The sequence below is a fragment of the Amycolatopsis sp. NPDC004747 genome (assembly GCF_053601335.1).
Genome location: NZ_JBSGBQ010000005.1, coordinates 392,827 through 410,114, shown reverse-complemented (window position 1 = coordinate 410,114; position 17,288 = coordinate 392,827). Strand labels below are relative to the sequence as shown.

Genomic DNA, 17,288 nt, shown 5'->3' with positions numbered 1-17,288 from the left:
AAGGTGCCCTTCAGCGCGTCAGATGCGGTGAAGGTGCCCTTCAGGCGGTGCGGGGCGAGGTCGTCTCCGTCCACTTGCGCAGCCGCGGCGGCACGCGCTTCTCCAGGCCGTAGTTCTCCAGGTGGGCGGAGAAGACCTCGTCGAACGCCTTCTGCACGGTCTCGGTGTCCCACACCGGGCGCTCGAGGATCGGCTGCTTGAGGAACGGCTGGCCCATGATGTGCAGCTGCGGGCCGTTGCACCGGATCATCTGGCCGGTGATGCCCTGCGAGCCCTCGCCGAGCAGGAACAGCACGACCGGGGCGATCCGCGACGGCGTGCGGTCCGGCGGGCAGGCGCGCAGCGACCGCTCGGACTTCCACACCATCCGCGTGTGCGCGAGCGGGCAGACGGCGTTGACGCGGATCCCGACGTCCTCGAGGTCGAGCGCCCAGGAGTAGGTCAGCGACGCGACCGCGCCCTTGCTCGCCGCGTACACGCCGAGCTTGCGCTGCCCGAGCGAGGCGCCCGAGGAGATGTTGACGATCGAGCCGCCGGTGCCCGCGTCGACCATCGCCTTGATCGCGGCCAGGCCGGTGTTCACCACGCCGAGGACGTTGACCTGCACCAGCTCGCGGGCCTGCTCGGCGTCGTCCTCCCAGGGCAGCGCCTCGTAGTTCAGCCCCGCGTTGTTGACCAGCCCGTCGATCCCGCCGAACTCCTTGACGCAGAGGTCGACGATCTCCTGCGCCTCGCCCGCCTCGGCCACGCTGTGCCCGCTCGCGACGGCGCGGCCGCCGTGCGCGCGGATGGTCTCCGCCGTGCGCTCCGCCAGCTCGGCGTCGACGTCGTTGACCACCACCGCCCCACCCTCGCGCGCGACGTGCACCGCGAACGCCTCGCCGAGGCCCCGGCCCGCCCCGGTGACCACGACCGCCTTGCCCTGCATCAACCCGTCCATCGCTTCTCCCCGATCTGCAGCGCCGGCGGCGCGCGGTCCGTCCACCCCGGCCGGCTCACTGTCCAGTCTTGGCCCATTCGGTCCAACGCGGCATCGGCGCGACGACGAGCGGCCGCCGCCCTGCGCCGAGCGAGTCCGGATCGATCAGTCGGGACGTACCCGTGAGCCGGTCACGAGGGGGTGACTGGCCCGCTTTGCGGCGACACCGGGGCGTAACCGGCGGCATACTGTGGGTGCTTTCCGGTGGCCGATCGTGACTCCCCCGGACGGGGCCGTCACCGGAGAGGCACAATGCGGACGGTTCATATTCACTCGATTGGCGGACGGCGGTGACGAGGTGACAACACGCGCGACACCCCGGCTCCGGGCCGTCCTGGCCAACCGCGAGTTCCGCGCGCTGTGGTTCGCCGAGACGCAGTCGATGCTCGGTGACCAGCTGACCATCGTCGCGCTGGCCATCCTCACCTTCGAGCGGACCGGGTCGCCGCTGCTGTCGGCCGTCGTCTACTCGCTGACCTTCCTGCCCGCGCTCGCCGGCGGGCTCGGGCTGTCCCAGCTCGCCGACCGCTTCCCCCGGCGCGCGGTGCTGGTGACCGGCTCGCTCGCGCAGGCCGTGCTGATCGGGCTGATGGCCCTGCCCGGGATGCCGATGGGCTGGCTGTTCGCGCTCTTCGTCCTCGCCAGGCTCGCGAACGCGCCCGGCAACGCGGCGCAGAACGCGCTCGGCCGCGAGGTCTTCGCCGACGACGACGTCTACCTGCAGAGCCAGGACCTGCGCGGGATCACGAACAACGCCGCGATGCTGGCCGGGCTGGCCGCCGGCGGGCTGCTGGTGACCTCGATCGGGACGTCGTGGGCGCTGGCGATCGACGCGCTGACGTTCCTGGTGGCCGCCGTCGCCGTGCGGCTGCTGGTGCTGCGCCGTCCCGCCGCGGGCGACGGCGGTGCCCCGTGGTTCGGCGCCGTCCGGCAGGTTTTCGGCGACGAACGGCTGCGGGTGCTGCTCTACCTGTCCTGGCTCGTCGGCCTGGCGGTGATCCCGGAGGGCCTCGCGGCGCCGCTCGCCGCGCAGCTGAACGCGGGCGACCAGGCGGTCGGCTGGCTGCTGGCCGCCGACCCGCTGGGCTTCGTCGCCGGGACGTTCCTGCTCTCGCGGTTCGTCACCACCGAGCACCGCCGCAAGCTGCTCGGGGTGCTGGCCGCACTGCCGCTGGCCGCGCTGGCGGCGTTCGCGCTGCGGCCGAACCTGGTGTTCGCGCTGATCCTGCTCGCGCTGGCGGGCGCGACGGGCGCGTACGTCATCACGGTGTCGGCCACGTTCATCACGTGGGTGCCGAACGACATCCGGGGCAGCGCGGGCGGCCTGTACCGGACCGGCCTGCGGGTCGCGCAGGGCGTGGGTGTCGGACTGGGCGGGCTGGTCGCGCAGGCGGTGGGTTCCGCGTACACGACCATCGCGCTCGCCGGCGCGGTGGGTCTGCTGCTGGCCGTGCCGGTGGCGTTCGCCTGGCGCCGGGTTGGCGGGACGGACCCGCAACCCTGGCCGTCGTGAGCGCCGGGTCCCACCTCCGGGTACGGCCAAGATCATGAATGGCATTCGCGGACGTCGCGGGTGACAATTCGAGGGTGGTTCAGAAGTCGCGGTTGCTCATGGGGGCCACCTCCATGCGGGGAGAGTCTCGCAGAACCTTTTGCGCCGCGTTCCCGGCAGTTACTCCGGGCCTTGGCCGATCCGTTGCTGTGGGATGGTACCCGGCCGCGGAATGTGTGAACACTCTGCCAGGTACCGATGAGATTACTCAAGGGCGAGACTAGGCTGGAAAGGAGGTGACCAATTGCATCCAGGACCGGACGGGAGCCCGGCCGCACCGGGCGAACCGGGCGGCTCGGCACCGGAGCAGGCAGAAAGCGCTGCCGAACCGGGCGTGACCACAGGTACGCCCGCGACCACGACCGGTGGTCCCCGGGTCCGCCACGCGTACTGGCCGGGCAACTGGGCGCTCTGGCGCCGCCGGCCGGTGCAGGTCGCGTTCATGCTGACGGCCGAAGCCGTCGCGGTCGCGATTCTCGCCGTCTCGTTCGCGCGCTCGCCGATTCCGTCCGGAAACGACTGGATCAATTTCGCGATCCTGGCCGCCGGTGCCACCGTCCACATTCAACTGACCCAGCGCCAGGAAGAGCGGCGGCGCGACCGGACCAAAACGGTGCTGATCGACCTCACCGCCGTGTGGACGTTTTCCGCGGCGATGATACTGCCGGTTCCGCTCACCCTTTTCGTCATCGCCGTCATCCGGTTGCAGCACTGGTTCATCGCACGGCGGCCTGCCCACAACTTCATTTTCTCGTCCATCACGCACGGCCTCGCCGGCGCGCTCGCCCACCTCACCTACACGGGGCTCGGGCCGCACCTGCTCGGCCGGCCGGGGTGGGGCGACTTCCTCCGCGAGTTCGGCACCATCGTCGTCACCGGGGCCATCTACGAAGCGATCCAGATCGCGTACGTGGGCGGGGTCCTGCTGCTGGGATCCCCCGCCGGGCGCACGGTTCGTAACGTGCTGGGCAGCCCGGCCGACAACATGCTCGAGGCGATCACCATCGGCCTCGGCGCGGTGACCGCGATCCTGCTCGCGGCCGTCCCGCCGATGGTGGCGGTGATGGCCGTGGTCACCGTCGTCTTCAATCGCCTCGCCGAACTCGACCAGCTCCAGAACGACGTCCGGACCGACCCGAAAACGGGCATTCTCAACATGCGCGGCTGGTCGGAGGCGGCCGAGCGGGCACTTGAACGCACCGCTCGATCGGGTGATCAACTGGCGCTGCTGATGGTCGATCTGGACCACTTCAAGTGGATTAACGACACCTATGGACATCCGGCGGGCGACGACGTGCTGCGCACCGTTGCGCAAACGCTCGACGAAGTGACCAGACCGAGCGACTTGGTCGGCCGTTTCGGCGGCGAGGAATTCCTCGTTCTGCTGCCGGACATCGGTGAAGAGGCGACCTGGGACGCGGCCGAGCGCATCCGCATCGCGGTCGCCAAGCTGCACATGGTGACGACGGACAAGCGCGGCGACCCGGCGACCATCGCCGACCGGACGACGTCGATCGGCGTGGCCCGCCACCCCCGCCACGGCGACACCCTCGAGCGCCTCCTCCAGTCCGCCGACGCGGCGGTCTACCTGGCGAAGGAGAACGGCCGCGACCAGGTCTGCTTCGCCCCGGACCCGGTCACGCCCCCAGCCGAACGGTGAGTTCGAGCTTGACGAGCACCTCCGCGCAGGTCCCGGCGGCCGCGGGTGCCAGCCGCACCCGCTCGCCGCGGTAGCCGGCGGACTCGAGCCGCAGCACGCGCGCGCCGGGCGCGGGCCGGGGGTGGCACCAGTGCCGGACGGTCCCGGTGCCGGCGTGGTCCCTGGCCAGCAGGAGGTATTCGTGGCCGAGGTCGTCGGCGACCCGGCCGAGGCCGTTCCACCACAGGGCGCGGAGGGTGAGGCCGTCGCCGTCGCGGAGGAGTTCGACGGGCGGCTCGGCGTGGACGTCGACCTGGAAGCCGTCGTCGGTGACGCGCACCGAGCGGACGTGGAGGAACGCGCTGCCGCCGGGCCCCGCGGTGGCGCCCGATCCGGGCGGCCCGCCGCGGGAGCCGCCACCCGCCCCGGCGCGGGGCGCCAGGCCGGACCGAACGGCCGGCGGGCCGCCGGCGCCGGGCTCCGGCGACCCGGCCGAGGCAGGCTCCGCACCCTCGTCCGGCCAGGGCAGCAGCACCTCCCGCCCGCCCGTCCCGGCCGCCACCTCCGGCAGCAACTCCGCCACCGCCAGTTCCGCCGCCAGCCGGCCGTCCTCTTCGTCCGGGCTCCCGCCCGCCCCGCGCAGCTCCTCCGCCAGCATCCGGTGCCCGCGCACCTCCGCCCACGCCAGCGCCGCCGTCCGCAGGCCCGGCTCGGTGTCCAGCCGCTCACGCAGCCGCCGCCGCGGGCGGACCCTGCCGAACCTCGCGGCCCGCACCAGCCGGGCGGACTCCGGCACCCCGGCGTCGAAGAACCCCGTCATCGCCCGGTCCAACGCCCGCAGCTGGGCGGCCAGCACCACCCGGGCGACCGGCCCGGGGTGCACCCTGGCCAGGTCCGCGAGCGCGCAGTCGCCCAGTGCCCCGGCCAGCACCCGCAGGTCCGGGGTGCGCAGCGGGCGCAGCCGGGCGCCGGGGGCGAGCCGGCGCAGTGCGCGCACGGTGTTCTCCACGGGGACGGCGAGCTCGGTCGAGCGCACTGCTGCCTCCTGGTCGCCGTCGCCCCCTCCGCCCAGTCTCACCAGGGCCTCCCCGCCGGGGAAGGGAAGAACGGGCAGCCATCCGGGCAGCCCCACCGCACCCCTGCGGTTATCCCCATGTCGGCTCCACAGCGGGGCTGGCACCCTTGAACCCATGCCCGCCCCGACCGATCCGACCCGCACCCGCCGGCCCTGGTCGACGTCGGGCTGGCTGCTGCTCGTCCTGCTGGTCGTCTTCGCCTTCGGGCTGATCGCCTCGCGCCCGCCGTCGCCGCCGGACCAGGGCCCGCCCACCGGTGACGTGCTGGCCGCGCAGAACGCCGTCGAAGCGCTGGTCCACCCGGGCCCGCACCCCGACGCGCTCGCCCGGCTGCCGAAGGACTTCACCGCGCTCAGCGGCGTCACCCCGGGCGCGCTGCCGGCCCGCGACGGCACGGTCCGCGCCGTGCACGTCGACGGCGGCTGCTCGACGCCGTGGGGCGACGACAACACGAAGTGGGACTACGCCGTGCCGTGCAAGGCCCACGACCTGGGCTACGACCTGCTCCGGTACGCCGACCGCAAGGGCCACCCGCTCGGCCCGGAGGTGCGGGAGGCGCTGGACGACCGGCTCTCCTACGACATGCACCACACCTGCGACCTCAACCCGATGAACTCGGCGATCACCTGCCGGGTCGTCGCCTCCTTCTACGCGGCCGGGCTGGTCGTCAACTCGTGGCACCAGCGCTGGGGCCCGCCGGTCGGCGACCCGATCGGGCCGATGGTCGCCGGGGTGCTGGTGATCGGCTGCCTGCTGGTCTTCCGGCTGCGCGGCTGGCTGCGGGCCCGTCGCGAGCCGCGGGCGCCCGCGCTCGTCACCGCGCCCGCGGAAGTCAGCCGGTGGGCGCTGCTCGGCGCCGGCGGCGTCGTCCTCCTGCTGCTCGGCGAGTCGGTGACGGCGCTCGCGCACTGGGCCGGCGCTCCCGAGCCGGCCCTGTGGCCGCTCACCTGGCTCGCCCAGCTCGCCCCGCTGATCTTCTTCGCCGGCGGCCACGCCAACGCGGCCGGCTGGCGCGCCGAGCAGGAGTCGGGCGGCGGCTACCGCCACTACCTGGCCGAACGCGCGAGCCCGCTGCTGCGCCCGGCGTTGATCTTCGCCGTCGTCGCGCTGCTGACGCCGCTCGCGCTCGAGCTGCTCGGCAGCCCGGCGGGGACGACGGCGACGGTGATGCGGATCGCGCTGCACCCGCTCTGGCTGCTCGGCGTCTACCTGCTGACGATCGTCTGCGCGCCGCCGCTGCTGGCCCTGCACCGCCGGGCGCCGGTGAGCGCGGCCGTGGGCCTGCTCGCCCTGGTCGGCGCCGGCGAGCTGACCGCGAGCTGGTCCGGTTCGCCGCTGCCGCGCTACGCGGCGACGTTCGCCATCGCCCTGCTCGCCCAGCAGCTCGCCTTCGCGCACGCCGACGGCGTCCGGCCGTCCCGGCGCCTGCTCGCCGCGGCCGCCGTGGCCGGGGTCGCGGGCCTCGCCGGGATGAGCGTCCTGCGCGACGGGCCACCCGTCCTGCTCGGCAGCCCGGGCGCGCCCGCCGCGTTCTCCGCCCCGCCGTGGGGGGTGCTGCTGCTCGGCCTGGTCCAGCTGGGCGTGCTCGGGCTGCTGGCCCGCCCGCTCTCCCGGCTCGGCCACCGCCCCGGCGTCACCCGCGCCTGCCGGTTCGTGCTGCGCGCGCCGATGAGCCTCTACCTGGCGTTCCTCGCCGCGATGCTGCTGCTGGTCGCCGTCGTGTACCTGCCCGGCCGGATCGCCGACGGGCTCAGCTGGCTGATCCGGCCGCGCACACTGGTCGCGGTCGGCCTGCTCGCGGTGCCCGCCACGCTGGTCTTCTGGTGGTTCGAACGGCACACCCACGGCGTCCGGCAGCCGCGCGCGGCCGACCACCCCGGCCGCCGGACGGCGGTGCTCACCCGGGCCGCGGCCGGGCTCGGGATCGGCTACGCGACGCTGGGCGTCTTCGGCTTCGCGCTGACCCGGTTCGGCGGGGTGGCCGCCGACGCCGACCTGCTGGGCCTGCGGCTCGACCCGATCCAGAGCCTGGTGCACCTGCTGCTCGGGGTCTTCCTGCTGCACACGATCCGCATCGGGGCCGGCGCGGCCACCGGCACGTGGCTGGCCACGGCGCTCGCCTGCGCGCCCTCGCTGCTGTTCGCCGCCGACGGCAGCACGCCCGGCTTCCTCGGCGTCACGCTGCACGCGGTGACGGCCGCGTTCGCCCTGCTGGCCGCCGCGGGCACCCTGATCCCGGCCAGGCGAGCGGCGAACGCGCCGTCCTGACCAGGCGAAACCGTCGATCCTGCGGGAAAATGGGTGGTGCATGACACATCGGCAGGGGGATGTGTAACGCTACGGCAACCCGGGGCAGGCACCATGCGTCCCAACCAGTAGCACCACCCGATCGATGGAGTGAGGAGTCGCCCGCGTGGATCACCCGCCTCGGAACGGGCAAGGCGGCCGCCGCCCCGCCCGGCCCTGGCAGGACGAGCCAGGCCGGGACGACGCACGGCGTGGCACCCCACCGCCGCGCCGCCCCGCACCGCGCCGCGAACCGGCGGAGCCGCGCCGCGCCGCCCCGCCGCCGTCCGGCCGTCCGCGGCCGCGCCCGGCCTCGCGCGGCCGCCGCAACTCCTTCCGCGGCGGCAAGATCGCGCTGGCCGTCGTTTCGCTGCTGGTGGTGGGCCTGACCGGGTACGCGTGGGCCGCCATGCACAGCCTCAACTACACGAACGTGATCAGCGACGGCGGCGGTGGCGAGAAGCCCGCCGACGGCGCCCGCGACATCCTGCTGGTCGGCCTCGACAGCCGCACCGACGCCCAGGGCAACCCGCTGCCGCGCGAGGTGCTCGACGAGCTGCGCGCCGGCGACGCCGACGGCGAGCTCAACACCGACTCGCTGATCTTCGTGCACATCCCCAACGACGGCAGCAAGGCCGTCGCGATGTCCCTGCCGCGGGACTCCTACGTCGACATCCCCGGCTACGGCAAGCACAAGATCAACTCGGCGTACGCGCGCGCCATGCTGCAGGCGCGCAAGGACCTGCAGAAACAGGGCGTCACCGACCCCAAGGAGCTTGACGTCAAGGCCAACCAGGCCGGGGCGAAGGAACTGATCGAAACCGTCCAGAAGCTCACCGGGTCGACCATCGACAACTACGCCGCGGTGAACCTCCTCGGCTTCAGCGAGATCACCAAGGCCGTCGGCGGCGTCGACGTCTGCCTGAAGAACAACGTCAAGGACGACTACTCCGGCGCCAACTTCACCAAGGGCCAGCACACGATCTCCGGCGTCGAGGCGCTCGAGTTCGTCCGGCAGCGCCACGGCCTGCCCAACGGCGACCTCGACCGCGTCGTGCGCCAGCAGGTGTTCATGGCAGGCATGGCGCGCAAGGTGCTCTCGGCGGGCACGCTGACCAACCCGGGCAAGCTCAACGACCTGATCGACGCGATCAAGAAGTCGGTCGTGCTCAACCAGAACTGGGACGTCTTCGGGTTCGCCCAGCAGATGAAGGGCCTGACCGGCGGCCAGCTCGAGTTCCGCACCATCCCGGTGAAGAACGTCGAGTACCGGACGCCCGAAGACGGCGTCGCCATCCAGGTCGACCCCGTCGAGGTGAAGCAGTTCGTGCAGAGCCTGGCCGGGCCGCAGCCGGGCCAGTCGGCCCCGCCCGCCCAGCAGGCCGACCCCGCGAACAAGGCGACCACGGTCGACGTCCGCAACGCCTCCGGCCGCACCGGCCTCGCGGCGGGCGTCGCCAAGACCCTCGAGAACAAGGGCTTCACCCCCGGCGACACGGCGAACGCGACCTCGCGCAAGACCACGGTGATCTGGGTGCCGAAGGGCGGCAAGGACAAGGGCCAGGCCGTCGCGGACGCGCTCGGCGGCTCCCCGACGATCCAAGAGGACAAGAGCGTGGCGGCGGGTCACGTGACGGTGTTCCTCGGCGCCGACTACCAGGGCACGACCTCCGACGCGAGCTCGGGCGCCGGCGCCGCGGGCGCGACGTCGCAGGCGGCCACACCTCCGCCGGCCGCCACCGACGAGGAGAAGCCGATCACCGCCGAGGGCGTCCCCTGCGTGAACTGACCCGGTCAGCGAGCCATCGTTAACCCGTTCGGCCTAACTCGCGCAATCGGTATCAAAGACATGCCCGAAATCGCGTAAGGGCCGGGCCCCAGCGCACTTACATACACGTGAGGGTGCACCTGCACGGGAATTATCACGCTCGTGCGGTGCCGTGGGAGCGCACGGCAGGGGACATTGATGTGCTGATCGACGCTGAGGAGTACCAGCGGATCCTCGGAGACGAGCTCCGCAAGCTCCGGCGCAGCCGAGGGTGGACGCGCAAGGAGCTGAACCAGCACTTGCAGAGCGAGATCTCGCTGCAGACGCTGGCCACCTACGAGCTGGGCACCAGACAGTGCTCCGTCGTGCGCCTGGTCGAACTGTGCGTCGCGATGGACGAACTGCCGCAGGACCTGCTGGCCAAGGTGCACCGCCGGGTGTTCCTGGACGAGCCCGGCCGGGTCCGCGTCGACCTGCGCAAGGTCGTCGCGGACGCGCCGGCCGACCTGCTGCCGCTGCGCCGCTGGGCCGAGGACCGCCTGCGGCAGGCGGGTGAGCAGGGTGGCGGCGAGATCGCCCTCGACCTGCCCGCACTCGAGCGCATGGCCGAGCTGTGCAGCCTGCCGACCGTGGAGCTGATCGCCCGCCTCCGCCGCTACACCTCCCGCTGATCCCCCGGCCGGGGCCCTCACCACCTCCCTCGGTGAGGGCCCCGGCCGGGTCAGCCGACCAGGAAGTCTTCGCGCCGCACCTTCCGCGTGTCCAGCCAGTACCGCCAGGTGAAGCCGGGCCAGATCGTCCGGTTGACGCCCTTCGCGTCGAGGTACCAGCTCTTGCAGCCGCCGCGGGTCCAGATCCCCTTCGCGAGCTTGCGCTGGATCCGCGCGTTGAACCGCTCCTGGACCTCGGGCTTCGGCTCGATCGCGCGGCCGCGGGCCAGCCGCAGCGCTTCGGCGACGTAGGAGATCTGGGCCTCGATCATGAACACGACGGAGTTGTGGCCGAGACCGGTGTTCGGGCCGAGCAGGAAGAACAGGTTCGGGAACCCGGCGACGGTGATGCCCAGGTGCGTCCGCATCCCCTCGGTCGCCCACTCCTTGCCGAGGTTGCGCCCGTCGCGGCCGACGATCTCGAGGTCGTCGAAGGCGTCGGTGACGTGGAAGCCGGTGCCGTAGACGATGACGTCGGCCTCGTGCTCGACACCCGCGGCGTCGACGACGCTGCGCGCACGGACCTCACGCACGCCCTCGGTCACCACGTCGACGTTGTCGCGGGCCAGCGCCGGGTAGTAGTCGTTGGAGACGAGCACGCGCTTGCAGCCCATGGTGTAGTCCGGCGTGACCTTGCGCCGCAGCTGCGGGTCGGTGATCGCGCGGTCGATGTTGCGCTTGGCGATCCGCTGCCCGAGCTTCATCACCCACGACTGGCCGTTGAAGCCGATCGCCCGCGCTTCGAGCAGCCAGTAGAGCAGGGTGCGGTAGGCGCGCTGGGCCGGCGGGAACGCCTTGAACAGCGCGCGCGTGCGGCCGGACATCTCGTGGTCGGCCTTCGGCATGATCCACGGCGGCGTCCGCTGGAAGAGCGACAGCTGCGCCACCTCGGGCGCGATCTTCGGGACGAACTGGACCGCGCTGGCGCCGGTGCCGATGACGGCGACCTTCTTGCCCTTGAGGTCGACGTCGTGGCGCCACCGCGCGGAGTGGTAGGCCGGGCCTTCGAACTTCTCGATGCCCGGCAGCTCGGGGATCATCGGCAGGTGGAGCGCGCCCACCCCGGCGACCAGCGCGGTCGCGGTGAACTCGTCGCCGCCCCTCGTGGCGACGTGCCACCGGTTCTCCTCGGCGTCCCAGCGGGCGCCGGTCATCTCCTGCCCGAACCGGATGAACCGGCGCAGGTCGTGCTTGTCGGCGACCTCGCGCATGTACCGCCAGATCTCCGGCTGCGGCGAGTAGGCCCGCGACCAGCCCGGGTTCTGCTCGAAGGAGAACGAGTACATGTGCGACGGGATGTCGCAGGCGCAGCCCGGGTAGCTGTTGTCGCGCCAGGTGCCGCCGACGTCGTGGGCCTTTTCGAGGATGACGAAGTCCTCGCGACCCTCCTTGCGCAGCTGGATCGCCATGCCGAGACCGGAGAAGCCGGTCCCGACGATGACGACCCCGGTCTCCGTGCGGTTGCCCATGACGCCTCCGGGTTCCTGTTACTCGTCGTCCATCTTACTGGGAGTAGGTTACCAGCGGTAGAGTGTGACCCGTGACCACCGCCAAGCGCAAGCGCATGCCACGGGCCGACCGGATGCGGCAGATGATCGAGGTCGCCGAGCAGGTCTTTTCGGCACGCGGCTACGCGGCGGCGTCCATGGACGAGATCGCCGAACTGGTGGGCGTCTCGAAGCCGATGCTCTACGAGTACTTCAACTCGAAGGAAGGCCTGCTGCTGGCCTGCATCCGGGAGTCACGGGCGGTGCTGCGCGAGGTCACCGAGCAGGCGACGGTCGGCGCGGCGGACGCCGAGGACGCCCTGCGGCGCGGCCTGCTGGCCTTCTTCGTCTTCATCCGGGAGCGGCGCCAGGCCTGGTCGCTGCTGCGGCACGAGATGGCCTTGATCGGCACACCGGCCGCCGACGAGGTGGAGGAGACCCGGCGCCAGCAGACCGACCTGATCGCCGCGCTGATGAGCGGCCACTTCGACAACGGGGACGAGCTGCGGGCCGAGGCGGCCGCGGAATTCGTGGTCGGCGCCTGCGAACGGCTCGCGATCTGGTGCGAACGCCACGACGAAGTGAGCCCCGAGCTGGCCACCGAATACGCCATGGACGTGCTGTGGAGCGGCCTGCGGGGCCGTGCGCGTTAGCCGGCACGCGCATTAGGCCATGAGTTGACTACGTAGAGTTAGCGTGTCTTGTAACACAGAGTTGCTCTACTGTTCTTCCGACACGGTAGAAAGTGTGCTGGACCTTCGCGACCGGAGGAGGGGCGAGGAAGCTGCGTCACGAAAGCGCAGTGACCGCGTCACGGTTGTGTAAGGATGCTGGTGAGGGAGAGGGGCGTGAGGCAGATGGTGGAAACGATCACGGCGACGTACGTCCAGGAAGACGCCGACTGGGCGATCAAGGTCAGCGGCCGCGGCAAGGAGCTGACAGCCCGCGAACCCGGCATCATCGCCGCGCGCGACCGGGCCGACCAGCTGGTCGAGGAGCTCGCCGGCGACGCCAAGACGACGGTGGTGCACCTGCTCAACGGCAGTGCGCTGGACTTCACCAGCGCGTACATGACGGCCCGGCTGACGCTCCCGAAGCTGCCGCCGCTCGAGGTCCCGCCGCCGGGCAGCGTGCCCAAGCAGCAGATGCCCGAGTCGGCGGGCAAGAAGCCCCAGCTGCCGCCGAGCAAGCAGCTCCCCAAGGCGGTCGAAGACCGCAAGGCCCCGGCCGAGCCGGCGCCCGCGGAGAGCAAGGCGCCGGCGAAGCAGGCCTGAGCCGCTACTTCAGGAGCTTGCGCACCAGCAGGACCAGCACGAGGACGCCCGCACCGATCAGCGGGAACTTGACCTTGGGGTTGTCCAGCTTGGCGCGCACGCCGTCCTTGGCCGCGTCGGCGAGCTTCTTCGGGTCGGCCTTGACGGTCAGCTGGTCGAGCGTCGCCGCCAGGGCGGTCCTAGCCTGCTCGATCTCACGCTCGATCGTCTCGGGATCGCGGGCCACGTGTCCTCCTCGCCGCATGGGACTTCCAAGCCCCAACTTAGACGACCGCCCCGCCGCCTCCGCACCGGCCACGCCGCACGGGTGACACCGCACGCTACGCTTCGGAGTGCCGGGGCCCGTAGCCCAATTGGCAGAGGCACACGGTTTAGGTCCGTGCCAGTGAGAGTTCGAGTCTCTCCGGGCCCACGCGAACGCGCTGACCAGCGCCGATCCCCTCCCGGTTCGGCGCCTGGTCGGGCCCCGTACAGCAGGTTTTCGGCAGCTCCCTTCAGGAGCGGAACGTTCGCCGGTAAGCGTCCGGCGACACCCCGACCGTCCGGTTGAAGTGCCGCCGCAACGTCGTCGCCGTGCCCATCCCGACCGCCTCCGCCACCGCGTCGATGCTCGCGTCCGTGTTCTCCAGCAGCTCCTGCGCGCGCCGGATGCGCTGGTTCAGCACCCACTGCAACGGCGTCGTGCCCGTCGCGGACCGGAAGTGGCGACCCAGGTGACGGCTGCTCATGTTCGCCTGCCGGGCCAGGTCCTCGACCGTCAGCGGCCGGTCGAGGCGGGACGTGATCCACGGGAGCAGCGCGGCCAGCGGGTGGTCGTCGCGGGAGGGCACCGGCGTCGTCACGAACTGGGCCTGGCCGCCCGCCCGGTGCGGGGGCACCACCAGGCGCCGGGCGATGGCGTTGGCCGCGGCCGGGCCGTGGTCGGCGCGGACCAGGTGGAGGCACAGGTCCATCGCCGCCGCCTTGCCCGCCGAGGTGAGGACCTGGCCGTTGTCGACGTAGAGCACGTCCGGGTCCACCGTCACCGCCGGGTGGCGGGCGGCCAGCACGTCCGTGTGGGCCCAGTGCGTGGTGGCGCGCAGGCCGTCCAGGAGACCCGCGGCGGCCAGCACGAACGCGCCCGTGCAGAGCGACGCCACCCGGGCGCCGCGGGCGTGGGCCGTGCGCACGGCGTCGATCAGGTCCGCGGGCGGGGCCGCGTGGACGTCCGCCCAGCCCGGGACGAGCACCGTGTCCGCCTGCGCGAGCCGGTCGAGGCCGTGGTCCGGCTGCAGCAGGAAGCGGTCCACCCGCACCGGCGCCGGGCCGCACACCGCGAAGGCGTACCGCGGGTCGCCGCCGAACACCTCGGTGGCGATCGTCAGCTCGAACGACAGCATCCCGTCGGTGGCGGCGAGCGCGACAGCGTGCATGTCCGAAATTGTACGCAGCACGTCGTTCCGGACACTAGTGACGACGACCGGCCGTCGCGAGGATCGCCCCATGACTTCGGTACTGGTTTACGGCGCTTATGGGCACACCGGCCGCTTCGTGGTGGCCGAGCTGCGGGAACGCGGCTATGACGTCGTCCTTTCCGGACGGAACGCGGCGAAGCTGCCAGGCGGGCGGCCCGCGTCGGTGGACGACCCGGCGGCCCTCGACCGCGCCCTCGACGGCGTCGACGCGGTGATCAACTGCGCGGGCCCGTTCGCCGAGACGGCCCTCCCGATCGCGCAGGCGGCCATCCGCACCCGCGTCCCGTACGTCGACGTCGCCGCCGAAATCGAGGCGAACCTCGACACCCTCGCCCTGAGCGCCGACACCGCGGTCGTGCCGGCGATGGCGTTCTTCGGCGGCCTGGCCGACCTCCTGGCCACGGCGGCGATGGACGGGGAGACGGCGGCCGACGAGGTGCACGTCGCCTACGGGCTCAGCGGCTGGCGCCCGACCGCCGGCACGCTCGCCGCGGGCCGGGTGTCCCGGGAACGCCGTGGCGGCAAGCGCATCCGGTACGCGGGCGGCCGGCTGGAGCACCGCGACGACGCCCTGCCGACGCGCGAATGGGCGTTCCCCGAGCCGCTCGGCCCCCGGCCCGTCTTCGGCGAGTTTTCGATGGCCGACATCGTCACCATCCCGCGGCACCTGCAGGTCCGCGCCGTCACCAGCTATCTGACGGTGGCCGCCGCCCAGGGCCTCGCGGCGGCCGGTGCGCGCGACGCGGCCGAGACGTTCGTCGTGGACGTCGTGGTGCGCACCGGGAACGACGAACGCCGGATCGTCGCGCGCGGCGAGGACGTCTACGCGGTGAGCGCGCCGCTGGCGGTCGAGGCGGTGGACCGGATCCTGACCGGCCGGACGAAGGTGAAGGGCGTCGCGACCGCGGGCGAGATGTTCGACGCGGCCGACTTCCTGCGCGCGCTGGCGCCGCACATCACGGTGACCCTGCCCGCTCAGTAGCGGACGTCGCTCTGCAGCAGTGGCGGGTACACAGTGGACGGTTCACCGTCGACCGTCGCGCCCGCGAACTGCAGCATCGCCCGCTGGGCGCCGTGCATCGGCGCCGGGTAGTCCAGCTCCGGCGCGGAAACCTCGTCGAGCCGGGCCAGCTGCGCCGGCGTCAGCGTCACCTCCAGCGCGGCGAGGTTGCCGGTCAGGTGCTCCAGCCGCCGCGCGCCGACGATCGGGACCACCGTCCCGCGCCGCGCCCGCAACCACGCCAACGAGACCGCCGCGGACGTCGAACCCACCTCCTCGGCGATCGCCGCGACCGCGTCGATGACCGCGAAATCCGCTTCGGACGGACCGCCGACGAAGGCCGCGCGGGCGGAGTCCGGCGCCGCGGCGCCGCGGCGGTACTTGCCGGACAGGAAGCCGTTCTTCAGCGGGCTCCACGGCACCAGCGCCAGGCCCTGGTCCAGCGCGAACGGCGCCAGCTCGCCCTCGACCGTCCGGGCCAGCAGCGAATACTCGACCTGCAGCGCGATCAACGGCGTCCAGCCGCGCAGCACCGCCGTCGTCTGCGCCCGCGCGGTGACCCACGCGGGGGTGTTCGAGAAGCCGACGTACCGGATCTTGCCCGCGCGCACCAGGTCGTCGAGGGTCCGCATGGTCTCCTCGACCGGCGTGGCGCGGTCCCAGTTGTGCAGCCAGTAGAGGTCGAGGTAGTCGGTCCGCAGCCGCCGGAGCGTCTCGTCGAGCTGGGCGATGATCGACGCGCGGCCGGCGCCGCCGCCGTTGGGGTCGCCGGGGAACAGGTTGCCGAAGAACTTCGACGCGAGCACCACCCGCGCCCGCCGGCCCGGGTGGGCGGCGAAGAAGTCGCCGAGGATCTTCTCGGAGTGGCCGTTGGTGTAGAAGTTCGCCGTGTCGACGAAGTTCCCGCCGCGGTCCAGGTAGGTCGCGAGGATCTTTTCGGACTCCGCGACGTCGCAGCCGGCACCACCGGGGTCGGTCCCGAAGGTCATCGCACCGAGGGCGAAGGGGCTGACGCGGAGACCGGACCGGCCGAGGGTGACGTAGTGGTCGAGTGACACGAAACTCTCCTTGGTTAGCGGATCGACTGACCCAAGGAAACCGGAAATGACCTGCTCAGCGGTAGACCGATCGCCGCGACCTCTTGCACAATCCTGCCGATACCGGTTTCCTGGACCCGTGCTCGACGAACTCCGCGACCTCGTCGCCCGGCACGCGCACGCCGACCTGCGCACGCCGGTGCCGGGCCTGCTGCTGTCCAAAGTGGAAACGAGCGAGCCGCACCACTCGCTCGCCGAGCCGCTGCTGGTGGTCATGGCCCAGGGCGGCAAGCGCCTGCTGCTCGGCGAGCAGGTGCACGAGTACCGCGCCGGCCAGTACCTGCTGGTCGGCACCGACCTGCCGGTGACCGGCCACTTCGTCGGCGCCACCCCGCGGACGCCCGCCCTCGGCCTCGGCGTCGCCCTGCGACCCGCGGCGATCGCCCCGCTGCTGCTCGAAGCGCCGCCGCGCACGCCGCCGTCGTCCCCCATCGCCGTCGACGACGCCGGCCCGGAGCTGCTCGACGCGGTGCTGCGGCTGCTCCGGCTGCTCGACCGGCCCTCCGACGTGCCCGTGCTCGCGCCCCTGATCGAGCGCGAGCTCCTCTGGCGGCTGCTGACCGGCCCGCACGGCGGCCTGGTCCGCCGGATCGGCCTGGCCGGCGGTGGCGCCGCCCACGTCGGCCGCGCGATCCGCTGGATCAGGGACAACTTCGCCGAGCCGATGCGGATCGAGGAGCTCGCGCGGCTGAGCGGGCTGAGCGCTTCGGCGTTCCACCGCCACTTCCGCGCGGCCACGGCGATGAGCCCGCTGCAGTTCCAGAAGCGCATCCGCCTGCAGGAAGCCCGGTCGCTGCTGCTGGCGGACGCGGGGGACGTCGCCGGCGTCGGGCACCTCGTCGGCTACGACAGCCCGTCCCAGTTCAACCGCGAGTACCGGCGGCTGTTCGGCGCCCCGCCCGGCCAGGACGCGGCGCGGCTGCGCTCGGCTCCCGCCGCGCCGCAGCTGCCGTGACGTCCGATCCG

15 protein-coding genes and 1 tRNA gene are annotated in these 17,288 nt (G+C 72.5%); 10 read left to right on the top strand and 6 right to left on the bottom strand.

Annotated features, from left to right (window positions below; translation table 11 throughout):
* Positions 1 to 40: 40 nt before the first annotated feature.
* A complete protein-coding gene (locus tag ACWEGE_RS10930) occupies positions 41 to 940 on the bottom strand; it encodes an SDR family NAD(P)-dependent oxidoreductase (RefSeq protein ID WP_449660235.1) in 900 nt (299 codons plus the stop codon).
* Between the two features lie 337 nt (positions 941 to 1,277).
* On the opposite strand from ACWEGE_RS10930, the gene ACWEGE_RS10925 reads away from it, so the two are divergent.
* Together ACWEGE_RS10925 and ACWEGE_RS10920 are read left to right on the top strand one after the other, a co-directional pair.
* A complete protein-coding gene (locus ACWEGE_RS10925) occupies positions 1,278 to 2,492 on the top strand; it encodes an MFS transporter (RefSeq protein WP_449660234.1) in 1,215 nt (404 codons plus the stop codon).
* 283 nt (positions 2,493 to 2,775) lie between these two features.
* Positions 2,776 to 4,191 carry a diguanylate cyclase gene (locus ACWEGE_RS10920; protein WP_449660233.1) on the top strand — a complete coding sequence of 472 codons (1,416 nt, stop codon included), beginning with the start codon at positions 2,776 to 2,778 and terminating at the stop codon, positions 4,189 to 4,191.
* Here the strand turns inward: ACWEGE_RS10920 and ACWEGE_RS10915 are convergent.
* Entirely contained in the window at positions 4,169 to 5,248 is a 1,080-nt protein-coding gene (locus tag ACWEGE_RS10915; RefSeq protein ID WP_449660232.1) for a hypothetical protein, read from the bottom strand. The genes ACWEGE_RS10920 and ACWEGE_RS10915 overlap by 23 nt on opposite strands.
* A gap of 112 nt (positions 5,249 to 5,360) precedes the next feature.
* Between ACWEGE_RS10915 and ACWEGE_RS10910 the strand changes: the two genes are divergently transcribed.
* From ACWEGE_RS10910 to ACWEGE_RS10900, 3 genes are all read left to right on the top strand, one after another.
* The gene (locus ACWEGE_RS10910; RefSeq protein WP_449660231.1) at positions 5,361 to 7,514 is read left to right on the top strand and encodes a phospholipase; all 2,154 of its coding nucleotides are present in this window, start codon (positions 5,361 to 5,363) and stop codon (positions 7,512 to 7,514) included.
* A 145-nt stretch (positions 7,515 to 7,659) separates the two neighbouring features.
* Complete coding sequence (locus ACWEGE_RS10905) at positions 7,660 to 9,321, top strand: LCP family protein (RefSeq protein WP_449660230.1); 1,662 nt, start codon at positions 7,660 to 7,662, stop codon at positions 9,319 to 9,321.
* 179 nt (positions 9,322 to 9,500) lie between these two features.
* Positions 9,501 to 9,971, top strand: coding sequence for a helix-turn-helix domain-containing protein (locus tag ACWEGE_RS10900; protein ID WP_176178197.1), 471 nt, complete (start codon positions 9,501 to 9,503; stop codon positions 9,969 to 9,971).
* Positions 9,972 to 10,021: 50 nt separating this feature from the next.
* Here the strand turns inward: ACWEGE_RS10900 and ACWEGE_RS10895 are convergent, their stop codons facing one another.
* Positions 10,022 to 11,479 carry a flavin-containing monooxygenase gene (locus ACWEGE_RS10895; RefSeq protein WP_449660229.1) on the bottom strand — a complete coding sequence of 486 codons (1,458 nt, stop codon included), beginning with the start codon at positions 11,477 to 11,479 and terminating at the stop codon, positions 10,022 to 10,024.
* A gap of 113 nt (positions 11,480 to 11,592) precedes the next feature.
* Between ACWEGE_RS10895 and ACWEGE_RS10890 the strand changes: the two genes are divergently transcribed.
* Together ACWEGE_RS10890 and ACWEGE_RS10885 are read left to right on the top strand one after the other, a co-directional pair.
* Positions 11,593 to 12,150, top strand: coding sequence for a TetR/AcrR family transcriptional regulator (locus tag ACWEGE_RS10890; RefSeq protein ID WP_449660276.1), 558 nt, complete (start codon positions 11,593 to 11,595; stop codon positions 12,148 to 12,150).
* Positions 12,151 to 12,354: 204 nt separating this feature from the next.
* The gene (locus ACWEGE_RS10885) at positions 12,355 to 12,771 is read left to right on the top strand and encodes a hypothetical protein (protein ID WP_449660275.1); all 417 of its coding nucleotides are present in this window, start codon (positions 12,355 to 12,357) and stop codon (positions 12,769 to 12,771) included.
* Positions 12,772 to 12,775: 4 nt separating this feature from the next.
* Here ACWEGE_RS10885 and ACWEGE_RS10880 read toward each other — a convergent pair whose 3' ends face one another.
* Positions 12,776 to 12,997 (bottom strand): DUF3618 domain-containing protein, encoded by a 222-nt coding sequence (locus tag ACWEGE_RS10880; RefSeq protein WP_004559246.1) that lies wholly within the window; start codon positions 12,995 to 12,997, stop codon positions 12,776 to 12,778.
* Positions 12,998 to 13,109: 112 nt separating this feature from the next.
* On the opposite strand from ACWEGE_RS10880, the gene ACWEGE_RS10875 reads away from it, so the two are divergent.
* Positions 13,110 to 13,183 (top strand) — tRNA-Leu (locus ACWEGE_RS10875).
* Between the two features lie 82 nt (positions 13,184 to 13,265).
* On the opposite strand, the gene ACWEGE_RS10870 is transcribed toward ACWEGE_RS10875, so the two are convergent.
* Positions 13,266 to 14,183, bottom strand: a complete 918-nt coding sequence (locus ACWEGE_RS10870) for a helix-turn-helix domain-containing protein (protein WP_449660228.1) — start codon at positions 14,181 to 14,183, stop codon at positions 13,266 to 13,268.
* A 70-nt stretch (positions 14,184 to 14,253) separates the two neighbouring features.
* Between ACWEGE_RS10870 and ACWEGE_RS10865 the strand changes: the two genes are divergently transcribed.
* Positions 14,254 to 15,207 (top strand): saccharopine dehydrogenase NADP-binding domain-containing protein, encoded by a 954-nt coding sequence (locus tag ACWEGE_RS10865; RefSeq protein WP_449660227.1) that lies wholly within the window; start codon positions 14,254 to 14,256, stop codon positions 15,205 to 15,207.
* On the opposite strand, the gene ACWEGE_RS10860 is transcribed toward ACWEGE_RS10865, so the two are convergent.
* On the bottom strand, positions 15,201 to 16,283 hold the full coding sequence (locus ACWEGE_RS10860; RefSeq protein WP_449660226.1) for an aldo/keto reductase: 1,083 nt from the start codon (positions 16,281 to 16,283) through the stop codon (positions 15,201 to 15,203). The genes ACWEGE_RS10865 and ACWEGE_RS10860 overlap by 7 nt on opposite strands.
* A 118-nt stretch (positions 16,284 to 16,401) precedes the next feature.
* On the opposite strand from ACWEGE_RS10860, the gene ACWEGE_RS10855 reads away from it, so the two are divergent.
* A complete protein-coding gene (locus tag ACWEGE_RS10855; protein WP_449660225.1) occupies positions 16,402 to 17,277 on the top strand; it encodes an AraC family transcriptional regulator N-terminal domain-containing protein in 876 nt (291 codons plus the stop codon).
* Positions 17,278 to 17,288 lie beyond the last annotated feature (11 nt).

Bases quoted from the DNA above. Each gene is read 5' to 3' on its own strand.
- ACWEGE_RS10870 (WP_449660228.1), bottom strand. From the start codon at position 14,183: ATGCACGCTGTCGCGCTCGCCGCCACCGACGGGATGCTGTCGTTCGAG.
- ACWEGE_RS10865 (WP_449660227.1), top strand. From the start codon at position 14,254: ATGACTTCGGTACTGGTTTACGGCGCTTATGGGCACACCGGCCGCTTC.
- ACWEGE_RS10930 (WP_449660235.1), bottom strand. From the start codon at position 940: ATGGACGGGTTGATGCAGGGCAAGGCGGTCGTGGTCACCGGGGCGGGC.
- ACWEGE_RS10890 (WP_449660276.1), top strand. From the start codon at position 11,593: ATGCGGCAGATGATCGAGGTCGCCGAGCAGGTCTTTTCGGCACGCGGC.
- ACWEGE_RS10895 (WP_449660229.1), bottom strand. From the start codon at position 11,479: ATGGGCAACCGCACGGAGACCGGGGTCGTCATCGTCGGGACCGGCTTC.
- ACWEGE_RS10885 (WP_449660275.1), top strand. From the start codon at position 12,355: ATGGTGGAAACGATCACGGCGACGTACGTCCAGGAAGACGCCGACTGG.
- ACWEGE_RS10910 (WP_449660231.1), top strand. From the start codon at position 5,361: ATGCCCGCCCCGACCGATCCGACCCGCACCCGCCGGCCCTGGTCGACG.